This window comes from Alteromonas sp. AWJ4_197, assembly GCF_056160285.1.
In genome coordinates, this window is sequence record NZ_JBSWWW010000036.1 from 1 (window position 1) to 1,012 (window position 1,012).

Consider the following 1,012-nt stretch of genomic DNA (forward strand, 5'->3'; position numbering starts at 1 on the left):
CTGCTGCACCGGCGCAACACCACCGCTGCGGCCGGGCACGCGCACCTGTCTCTGGCCCGCACCGCCCACCTCCTCCTCGACCTCCCCCAATCACCCTCGGGCCCGGCCACCGCCCCTACCCCCGTGCTGCAGACCACCTCGACCCCCGGGGCGCTCCTGCGCCACACCGCCCCACCAGTCACCCGCCTTGGGGCCAGCCTCGTCTATCCGCACGGCCCGCTGGCCTATGGCTCCAGCCCCCTCCAATGGATGAGCTCACCGGAGTAACCTCTATCGATACGGACGGCCGGCCACCCGCAGTGTGACCCGCCTCGACGCATAAAGTCCTTGTCGCCACGGCCAAGGCAAGATGGAGACCGCTCCAGCTCGAATCGATCACCCCAACATCCCGCGAGGAATGCCGATGCACCTCGAGGACCCCACCACCGCAGCACCCGGATCCGCACCGCGGTGGGTCCACGCCTACCAGCAGGCCAGCACGGAGCTGGCGCCGGTCATCGACGGAATTGTCGTGACCGCTGCACTCTTCGCCCCCACCGGGGACCTGGTGGTGTTCTTCAACCGTCCCGACGGATCCCGCTACGCCTGGATTTATGACCGTCAGTACCTCCCGGCAAGCGAGGCGGCAGAAAAGGAATTCGCCCGCCTGTCCCTACTGGGAGATCTTTTACCTCCCGCCCGGTGGGCACAGCCCCTTGACCGGGCGGACCTGGCGCAGTGGGCAGCCCGGTTCGGTGACCTGCGCTGGGGTGGAAGAACCAACCAGCCGTGACTGCCGATCGGATAGGAACCCTTATCGCACTTCATGAACCTGGCAGGTGTGTTGGGGCTCGGTCGTAGCCCTCACAATTTGGGCCTCAGTGTTTCCGGTCGGTGCTGATCGCCAGGGCCACGGCGGTGGCCGTCAGGGCGAGGCCGGCAGCCAGGGCCGCCGGCCAGGAGGCCGGATGAAGCAGGGCGGCGGCGGGGGCCGCGAGCAGGGCGGGCACCAGGATGAGCCCCCGGCTGTAGC

General features: G+C 68.7%; 2 protein-coding genes. Both read left to right on the forward strand.

The features are described 5' to 3' along the window. Positions 1-267: hypothetical protein (locus tag ACXAGC_RS20395; RefSeq protein ID WP_474846833.1), on the forward strand; the 267-nt coding region annotated here is incomplete at its 5' end. Between the two features lie 136 nt (positions 268-403). Continuing rightward, complete coding sequence (locus ACXAGC_RS20400) at positions 404-772, forward strand: hypothetical protein (protein WP_101853462.1); 369 nt, start codon at positions 404-406, stop codon at positions 770-772. Positions 773-1,012 lie beyond the last annotated feature (240 nt).

Coding starts and splice junctions, on each gene's coding strand:
- ACXAGC_RS20400 (WP_101853462.1), top strand. CDS start 404: ATGCACCTCGAGGACCCCACCACCGCAGCACCCGGATCCGCACCGCGG.